Annotated in this window: 8 protein-coding genes and 1 pseudogene; all 9 read right to left on the bottom strand. The window is 49.5% G+C overall.

Annotation, left to right across the window (positions count from 1 at the left end):
* Window positions 1–330: 330 nt before the first annotated feature.
* A pseudogene (locus MiSe_RS54280) lies at window positions 331–435 on the bottom strand (formylglycine-generating enzyme family protein); the annotation flags it as partial.
* A gap of 325 nt (window positions 436–760) precedes the next feature.
* Window positions 761–1,060, bottom strand: a complete 300-nt coding sequence (locus MiSe_RS44985; RefSeq protein ID WP_226593171.1) for a hypothetical protein — start codon at window positions 1,058–1,060, stop codon at window positions 761–763.
* A gap of 17 nt (window positions 1,061–1,077) precedes the next feature.
* The gene (locus tag MiSe_RS44980; protein ID WP_226593169.1) at window positions 1,078–1,695 is read right to left on the bottom strand and encodes a DJ-1/PfpI family protein; all 618 of its coding nucleotides are present in this window, start codon (window positions 1,693–1,695) and stop codon (window positions 1,078–1,080) included.
* Window positions 1,696–1,799: 104 nt separating this feature from the next.
* A complete protein-coding gene (locus tag MiSe_RS44975) occupies window positions 1,800–3,398 on the bottom strand; it encodes an AGE family epimerase/isomerase (RefSeq protein WP_226593167.1) in 1,599 nt (532 codons plus the stop codon).
* Between the two features lie 390 nt (window positions 3,399–3,788).
* Entirely contained in the window at window positions 3,789–3,914 is a 126-nt protein-coding gene (locus MiSe_RS51700) for a hypothetical protein (protein WP_264197016.1), read from the bottom strand.
* Window positions 3,915–3,992: 78 nt separating this feature from the next.
* A complete protein-coding gene (locus MiSe_RS44970; protein WP_226593165.1) occupies window positions 3,993–6,056 on the bottom strand; it encodes a DUF3604 domain-containing protein in 2,064 nt (687 codons plus the stop codon).
* 273 nt (window positions 6,057–6,329) lie between these two features.
* A complete protein-coding gene (locus MiSe_RS44965; protein WP_226593163.1) occupies window positions 6,330–7,367 on the bottom strand; it encodes a HupE/UreJ family protein in 1,038 nt (345 codons plus the stop codon).
* On the bottom strand, window positions 7,364–8,317 hold the full coding sequence (locus MiSe_RS44960) for a peptidylprolyl isomerase (RefSeq protein ID WP_226593161.1): 954 nt from the start codon (window positions 8,315–8,317) through the stop codon (window positions 7,364–7,366). Before MiSe_RS44960 ends, MiSe_RS44965 begins: the two co-directional genes overlap by 4 nt.
* Window positions 8,318–8,334: 17 nt before the next feature.
* Entirely contained in the window at window positions 8,335–9,030 is a 696-nt protein-coding gene (locus tag MiSe_RS44955) for a cation diffusion facilitator family transporter (RefSeq protein WP_444980630.1), read from the bottom strand.
* Between the last annotated feature and the right edge of the window lie 153 nt (window positions 9,031–9,183).

The raw sequence follows: 9,183 nt of genomic DNA, 5'->3' as shown, positions 1-9,183 counted from the left end.
AATGCAATAGCGACACCCTTAAGTTTTTTAGCCCACATGCTAAAGCATGGGGCTACACAAACAGAGCCCTAGCAGAGAGGGGCTAAAATTATTAAAGGCTGCGTAGGCAGCCTTTGAATGCAATAGCGACACCCTTAAGTTTTTTAGCCCACATGCTAAAGCATGGGGCTACACAAACAGAGCCCTAGCAGAGAGGGGCTAAAATTATTAAAGGCTGCGTAGGCAGCCTTTGAATGCAATAGCCACACCCTTAAGGGTGTCGGATTTTGGCCCTGTAGGGTACTTTTAATAACGCACCCTAATCCTATTACAGAGGCAATAATAATTGCCATTGAAGAAAGGAAATAAGCCTTGCCAAGTATTGGCTTTTTTAGGAGAATATTGATTACCCCAAGTGAAATATTGATCTTTAAGTCCACCTGGCGCCGCATATTCCTAGATTTTTTGATTTTTGTTGGAGGCGATCGCGGTCTTCAACAAGATCAGGACTTAGGCACGCGGGGCCAAAAACAAAGGTGATGCGTCAATCTCGCGACTCGAAACCCACGATTAATCGATTTCACCAAAGTTTTTTTGCGTAAGTCCTCAAGATTATCAGTTGATGGCACGCGATCGCCTTGCTCAACAAGATTAATCAGGTAATCAAGGAGACTACTTAAGCCTCATTTTTGACAAAGAACAATGCCGTGCGCGAACCGCTCTCGATCCCGCCGCGATTGGAGGAACCCCACTTGTTAATGTACTTCTGACCGTCACCGCCCTAGTCAACGCACATTTGGAAGTTGTACCGTAGCTCGTTGTAGCAACCTACTGCTAAACCGGGCATTTTTGCCGCAGTGACATCAAATGTTGCGCCAGCTTTATTGATAATGGCTAACCCCTTATCTCCACGCGAGATCAAGAGCAACTTGGGACTGTCCGCACTAGCTGCAATTTCATTCCCATTCCGATAATATTGCGATTGTCCCATCATTTTTTCATCGAATTGGGTAGGGGCAACAACTGTAGGGTTGAAGGCATCAAAATTCAAAATCAGGGGTGTTCCTTCTTTAATCGCCAAAACGTATGCGGTGGGTTTTAGCCGCGTTTAATGGCTGCTTGTACGATCGCATCGAAGTACGCCTCCAGATCCGCCGCCGATCGCGCCGTTACCAAGTCGCCATCAACCACAACGTGACTGGGATCTGGGACATAAATTGCACCAGCATTGTGGATATCTGCCAGTACGACAGTATGACAAATCACTCGCCGTTCTTGCAAAACTTCCGGACAAGGGGTTAAGATCCACAATCCATGACACAAAGCCCCCTTAACAATATTGCGATTCTCCATTGCTCTTTTGAAGAACTGGACTGCTGGAGGAGTTTGCAGTTCTTCGATGCTTCCCAGAGAACCCATCGGCGGAATTTCCCGCAACCTGACGCTGCAATAATTGGCAGAAATTAAGACAATATCGTAGTTATTGGGATCGTAATTTATGGGGTCTTTATCCACTTCCATAGAATAGACCTGTTTTCCTGGGGCATCAACATCGCTGACGATCGTGCGCGATTGTTCCCCCCACAGATAAGTCATAAAATCGACACTTGCGCCGAGTACAGAAAAGCCAATGCTGTAATAGTCAAGTTCATGGGCAATGTACTCAGTTTCGGTCAGCACTGCCACTTTTTTTCCGGCTAGCACTTTATAAGACATGGGCTTTTTCCTTCTACTAACAATTAGGTTTGAGAACTCCAGGCAATTAAGACGCACAAGCTCTAGTTGCCTGGGATGACAACTAGAGCTTGATTATTTAGCGTTTACCGAACATCAGTAAACTTGACTTCTGTTTGGGTGAAACCTGGAATGGGTTCAATCTTCTCACTATTACTGGCAGTAGGTTGGTTAATTTCCTCAACTTTTGCCGCAAAAAGGTAAGGACGAATTTCAATGTTTTCGGGAACTTCCTTAAAGGCAAAGTACAAGGTGGTGGGCAAGTTGTGAATCGCTTGTCCAGTTATATAGCCAACGATATCGTGTTCAAAACTATGGAAGGCATTTTTCCAAGAGTGTTGTTTGGGGTAGCGAATATCGGGAAGATTGTCCCGCGCATTCACCCAGTGCCAAATGCCACCATTTTCGTGGTCTACCATATGCTCGAACCAATAAGAATAGGTGGTGGGCAGATATTTGGCATAAGAGGGATCCCGCAAACTGAAGGTAGCGGCAGTTTGATCTAATTCCGCTAAAATCCACCACTCTTTATCAGTTTCAAGTTGGCCGTATTGATTGATGCGCCGTCCCCAAGTCCCATCTTCAAGATAGGCTTTTTCCAAGATTAAAGGTGCTTTTTCTTGAGCAAAAGCAGTGAGTTCGTAATGCCCAGTTAACTTGCCGATTTCATAGATCAGCCACAAGGTTTTAATCGAGTGACCGAAGTCAGTATGATCCGTTCCTAGCTGTTGCTGGGTCGGAGTGGTAATCGCTCCCCAGAAAATATTTTTGTCTGGTGTGTAGAACTGCTCGGACATAATTTTGGCTAGATGCACCAAGTCATCTTCCCATTTTGACCGTAGGGGTTGACCATTACCATCTAATTCTGGCAAGGTGGGAGTCAGCAACAACATATAACCGTAAACTTGGTCGAGTTGAGCGACTAATTCCCGTTGGTCGGAGTGAACGTATTCTTTCGTGCCATCTGGATTGGTGTAATCAAGGTAATCCGCATGAGCCCAGCTGAGTAAGTCCCATTCTTTGTCGTAATAAGTATCAAAGATGTAGTCTTTGACGGCAATGATATCTGGCAACACCTCTGGATCGCGGGTGAGATAGTAGTAAAATCCCAAGCCTGTAACCGCATAAGCCATGTCTTGACTGATGCGATAATCTTTATCTGGTTTACCAACTCCATTTTCAAAGTAGGTGTATGCTCCACCTTCTTTTCCTTTTATGGCGTGTTCGCGCAAATAGTCTACTCCAGCTTTAGCTAATTCTAGGTATTTGCTTTCTCCGGTGAGATTGTAAGCAACACCGTAGGCAAAGATTTGTCGGGACTTGGCGCGGACGTAATCCCGTTCTAGTTTAACGATACCGTTAACGGGATTTGCCAATTCCGGGCAGAGATTTTCCCGCTCGTACAAGGAGCCGTCATTGCATCGATAGGTTGGGAAGTTCCCAATGGGATCGCCCAATGCTGTCTGCATTTCCCAGAATGGCAGCAAGTCCTTTTTAAGATGCTCAAGCCAACGATCGCCAGTGGGAACATCGGCAATAATAGCCTCGATATTATCAACAGGATATTGACGAGACTCCGAAACGAAGGCGAATGCTGGTGCAACCCCCGATCCCCACAAAAGTACAAAACTCAGCAATAAGCTGCTTGCCATCTTCAATAGACGATGGCGAGTTAGATCCAACATGAGATTCTTCTTTCCTGTTAAGGTTCTAAAGTTGACAGTAAATTCGTTTCTTTACCTACGTTGGAGGCGAGCGCCGTCAACCAGATGAATCGGTTGATTGCGTGCGCTCGCTGTCCTCAACAAGATTACCATTTAATTTCACCCTGTCAATAAAAAAGCTGAATTTGCCTTTACTTCATCAACCACAGGACTTACGAACGACGATCTTATAATCGTTTCTGCGTCGATCTCTAGCAGGACTTACGCCAAGAAGCTAAATATATTGTTATGGTGCGTGAAGAAGAAAGCTAACGCACCCTACATATAGAACCTTTGCGTAAGTCCTGTAGTTCTAAAGCGACGATTTTTCATAGAAACCCGGATGGGTGCGCCTGGGTCCTGAGCCACTTACTAACCCTGCATTTGGGCAACCACTTCCCGAACAATATTAAAGAGTTCGGCTACGATGAAATCCACAAATGGCTTACCATTCACATCTTCGGTAATCCACAGCTCGACGATCGCCGATCGCAGCACAGAAATTTCCGTCTCCTCTAAATTATCCGAGAACTATTGGGGCGGGAGCCGCAACCCCCGCACCCGCACCAGCAAAACCTACGCTGGGGAATACCAGATGGGAGAGGTATACACCCGCTCCTGTAGGGTTAGGGGTATATCATCACACGCCCCTGGATTCTCTGCCTCCGCTTCAGCGCACCACTTGTCGCCGTAAAATGCCTTGTCGTAGTCCGTCCAGCGGGGGGTGGGAATTTCCAGCACCCGCGCGTAGTAAAACGCCCGTTGGTTGGGTTCGAAGTCTGGGTCTGTCCAAACTTGTTCTAACTCAGACGCGCCGATGGTGTTCGTCCATGTTGCCGTTTCGGTATTGACTGTATTGCCGACAGGGGGAAGTTTCCCGGTTGTGGCATCGGGGACGCGATCGCCCGACCAGGCCACATCGTAGACTTTTTCGTGGGTTTCGCCACTGGCATCGAGCCACCCTTTGACGATTTGAATCCGATCGAGGTTCCCCCGCAGCGGATCTTTCCACGCTGCCACCAAAAAGGTCGGCGCTTTCCCTTCAGGCATGTCTGTAATATTCAAATCGCTGCCCATGGGAACGCCTTTGGTATAGCCCACATCACCAGGGTTGCTACTCAAATCATCGTTGGTAAAGTCCCAACCGCCAAAGAAGCGAACCACCATGCGCGGCCCACTCGTAGCATAGACTTCCCGCTTCTCCATCGCATCGAATATGGCTTCACGGGTATTCTGTTTCGCCCAAACCCCTACATACCCGGATGCGGCATACTGCCATCCCACGCGAACGATACTACCATCCTGATTAGAGCTGCGGATCTCTATTGCCCGATCGGGATTGGGGGCTTCATCTACAAACTTGCCAAAGTAGTTATTTTCTTCCACTGCCGAAAGCGCAATGTGGGAGTCAGTGGCTCCCACCAGACCAAATTTGAACGGGTTTGCTCCCAGTTCGGCTTCAAACTTCAGTCCATTCTTCAGGGCAGCGCGAGCATACTCATGCTCGTACATCTCTTTCTTGGCTTCAGGGTCTTCGGGTTTGCCAGCACTTAGGTCCAAGTTGCCGTTATCCCAGCCCTCGACCTCAAAATTGGCAAATTCATCATCAGTAGACAGCAACGGATGGGTCTCACCGGTGCCTTTGATCTGAGTCACTTCATACAGCGGTTCCCAAAGCTGTCGCTGTTGAGCATATTCTTTGGTTAGAGGCTCACCAGGTTGTGTGGGATCGACATTGTTGAATTGGGTGTCTGCAAACATCAGCCCGTTGCTAAGATTGCCATTGTGGGGAATCGCCAACACATTGCCGCCGATTGTGTTTTCATAGCATTGCATCCACTGCCAGAGTTTTTCAGGGTCGGTGTAGTTTTCTGTGGTAAAGGGAAGTACCTTGCTGGCCTTGACCCCATTGTCACGGAAGATGATATTGCGGTGGAGATTATTACCACTGGGTAGCGAAGTCCATTCATAGCCAATCATGGCTGTAAACAGGCCGGGGTCATTATAATTTTCAGCGGCATCAATTTCTGCTTGCCAGGCGGTTGCGAAATCCGCTAGCTTTTGGGGGTATATTGCTTCTGGGAGCGTCCCCTGGGCAAAGGCTGCAATGATCTCCTGGGATGCTTTGACTTGCTCTTCCGGCGTACCATTGACCATCTCATGCCACCTGGCCACCGTAGGATCTTCTAGAATTTCAGGCGGTTCACCTGCCAGCAATTGTTGAAAGCTCCCTAAACCATCAGAGTGATCGGTGACGACCAAAAAGTCTAAAGGACGAGACAACCTCACCCGTTGTGTACTTTCGGTTTCGATTTCCTCTCCCCGAGCAAATCGATAGGAATCTTCAGGTCCGAGACGACTTCCCGCAGCTCCAGCATCAAAAGAATAGACGGTATGCAGGTGAACGTCGCCCCAGAACACCCGTTGGGGAAAAGGTGGGTCCACATAGGGGGAGTAGTGCCGTATATCTGCCGGAAGCGTTACAGCTCCTTCTTTTGGTAAGTCGTATTCTCCAGGCGGCAACAACGACACTGCCAAAGCACTGCTAGAGGCAAAGAGGATGCTCCCGATCAGAAAGCAAATACACAACCCTGTGAGAAACAGTTTGCGGATTTGCAAAGCTGAAAAGATCCAATTCATTTTCATCTCCTTTTGGAATTGTCTTGTTAAGTGAAGCAATTGGTTTTTTCGTTCCCTGGTGGACCATGAGAACGAGGAGTTGCAAATCTACTTAACTCAAGTTGCTAGTTATCTCTCTGGGAGGGGCTAATGGCGTTACTAGGCTCTGCCCTGGTCACGAGGCTAATGGCGAGATTGGTAAAAATCCAAGCTTAGCAATTAGCAATTAGCAATTAGCAACGCCAAAGTTTATAACTAGCAAGTTGCGTTAACATTAATACCCTCCTTAGCAACTCATCCCCAAAACGCGGCAACTCGCTGGAAACACCAGAAAGAAGCCAGGGTGCCGATGCCATAGGTAGGCACCCATCCCCACCAGCGCGGGTACTGCTCTGAACCCAAGCGTTTTAGTCCCTCCATCACCGCAACAACTACCAGCACAAACGCCAGTTGTCCCAACTCCACCCCGATGTTGAAAAACAACAAAGCCGGGGGAATATCTTGGGGCGGCAATCCGACTTCTGCCAAAGCTCCGGCAAAGCCAAAGCCGTGTAGTAGCCCAAAGGTGAAGGCGACGAGCCAGGGATATTGCTCGGTCAATCCCGCTTTCCCCAGGCGGCTGTGGGCTAGTTCTGAAGCTAAAAACAAAATGCTGAGGGCAATCACCGCTTCCACTGGGGCTTGGGGAACATTGACAAGACCCAAGGTGGCTGCGCCCAGGGTCATGCTGTGAGCCAGGGTAAAGGCGGTAATGGTTTTGACCAAACGCCAGGATGGTCCGACAATCAACACCAGCCCCAGGACAAACAGCAAGTGGTCGATGCCGCTGAAGATGTGTTCCATGCCAAGCCTGAGGTAGGTTTGTCCCACAGCAAACACGGTCGTTTTTTCTGGGATAACGAAGGTTTCCTGCCCCGTGGGGAGCATGGTGGTTTGGGAGTGTCCATCGGTCCATTCCAGCCGCAAAAGCACTTCCACAAAGCTTTTGACCAGTCCAGGAAAGGCAATCGTGGCTTGAGCCAATCCGGTTTCCCCACAATCTAATGTCCAGCGACTGACATGGGTGACGGGGGTGGTCATGACCACAGGCACGGTCGTTGCAGTGCAGTAGCTGGGAAAGACCGGGCGAATCCTCATCGGACGACTCAGCCCTTCATCCCCAAAGCTCATGGCTGGCGGCGTTTTCCAGAGTACTTCCACCTCACCCGATTGCTGCTCTCGCAGTTCCAGGTAGGCGGTTTGAAAGCCGTGGGCATGGGCGGGGGCGGGCTGAAATCCCAGACCCAGGGCAACCAGGAGAGCTATACAGATCCATCGCAGCACTAGGTTCATTTGTTGTCCCCCTGAACAGCTAGGTTGAGCGCCTCCTGGTCAATCGAGACGGTATAGCGTTCGCGCAACTGCTGATATAACTGTTCGTCCAGCTGTTGACGTTGCTCTTGCAGCCAGTCCAGGCGGACATATTTTCTCACTTCGGCCAAAGTTGCGGGGTGGCCTGGTTCAATTTGGGTGAGATTAACCAGATGACTGCCGTAGGCTGAGTGGAAGGGGCCTTGCCAGCCTTTTTCCCTCACCCCAGCTATCTCCTGGGCAAAGTTTCCCCCAAACGTGTTGGTGAGAGTCTGCGCCGAGGCGAGGTTATACGTAACAGGGAGCATCGAGCGATCGCCCTGCTGTTGGGACGGTTCCAGGTTGGGGTCAGTCTGTAGCTGAGTCAGAAGAGTCTGGGCATCGGCATCGGCGCGATCGCCCCGCAGTTCTCGGCTGAAGTAAATGTGGGTAAAGCTAACCCGACCGGGGATAGCGTAATGTTCAGCATGAGCCGCTAAATAGGCTTGCAATGCTTCGTCTGAGGGTTCGCGCATCGCTGCCACATCTTCGGTGAGGAACTGCATTTTTTGAATCAGCCGCCGCCGCACAATCACGTCTTTATCATCTAACCCCAAGGCCAAGGCTTCCTGATACAAGACCTCATCTCGAATGTAGTTATCCACTAACTTTTGGAATTCTTTCGGGTTTGGCGATCGTCCCCACTGCAACTTCCAGCTTGTTTTCAAAGACTCAATCACAGCAGCAGACACTTCAATCTGTTTGGGGGAAGTAGATGTCAGGGAAGCACCATTCACCCAAAAATACAGCCCAAACAGCAAAGCCCCCAAAATTAGGAAATGTAGCAATGGTTCCCGCAAGATGCGAATCAGTAGTTTGGGTTGATCGCCCTCTCCATCTTTGCTAGACGGTAGAGTTGCTTGATTAATCCGTGTTGTTACTGTTTCCTGCATGGTAATTCTAAGCCGTTCTAAATGATTGGTGAAATTTCCGCTTCCCTGTTCCCTGTTCCCTGTTCCCTTGTTTCAGGGCAAGGTACGGCTCGAACCACGATCAAGCCTAGATAGGGCAGATGCGCTTTCAGTTGCTCCTCCACGGTATGGATAATGCCTTGGGTTTCTTGCAGCGAGAGTGTGGGCAGTAGCATGATGTCCATTTCTAAATGCAGCCGATGCCCTAGCCAGCGGGTACGAAGGTTGGCGATCGCCTCCGTTTCCACTTCAGGTACATGAGCGATCGCATGGTGGATCGATTCGAGTACCTCTGGTTCCACGCCATCCAGCAAACGACTAAAAATGGTCAGTCCCGACTCCCAAACGATTTTTAGTAACACGGCTGTGATTACTAAGCCGATCGCTGGGTCTGCCCAGGAATAGCCCAGGCCAACCCCTACCGCACTGAACAACACAGCCAAACTCACTAGACCATCAGCCAAGGCATGATACCCATCAGCCATCAGCGCAGCGCTGTTGATTTCGCGACCTACCCGTATGCGGAAAACAGCCACGACTTCGTTGCCGATCAAGCCGATGATGGCAGCGATCGCCAGCGCCCCCAAATGATGCAGAGGCTGAGGATGGTAAAATCGCTCCACAGACTCATAGGCGGTAATCACGGCGCTCAACAGCACGATCGCCACAATCATCACCCCCGCCAAGTCTTCCAATCGAGCAAAGCCATAGGAAAATCTTGTTGAGCCACACCCCGCTCTAAAGAGACGGGGATTCAGGCCAGGAATTAAAGTTAACTTTTCGCCCTTCAATAGCTATCTGGTTAACATTTCCTGACTGTGCCGAGAACCGCTCCGAGGGAGAATGAG

The organism is Microseira wollei NIES-4236 (assembly GCF_020521235.1).
Lineage (GTDB): Bacteria > Cyanobacteriota > Cyanobacteriia > Cyanobacteriales > Aerosakkonemataceae > Microseira > Microseira wollei.
This window is presented reverse-complemented; position numbering and strand designations above follow the sequence as displayed.

Coding starts and splice junctions, on each gene's coding strand:
- MiSe_RS44965 (WP_226593163.1), bottom strand. CDS start 7,367: ATGAACCTAGTGCTGCGATGGATCTGTATAGCTCTCCTGGTTGCCCTG.
- MiSe_RS44960 (WP_226593161.1), bottom strand. CDS start 8,317: ATGCAGGAAACAGTAACAACACGGATTAATCAAGCAACTCTACCGTCT.
- MiSe_RS44980 (WP_226593169.1), bottom strand. CDS start 1,695: ATGTCTTATAAAGTGCTAGCCGGAAAAAAAGTGGCAGTGCTGACCGAA.
- MiSe_RS44975 (WP_226593167.1), bottom strand. CDS start 3,398: ATGTTGGATCTAACTCGCCATCGTCTATTGAAGATGGCAAGCAGCTTA.
- MiSe_RS44970 (WP_226593165.1), bottom strand. CDS start 6,056: ATGAATTGGATCTTTTCAGCTTTGCAAATCCGCAAACTGTTTCTCACA.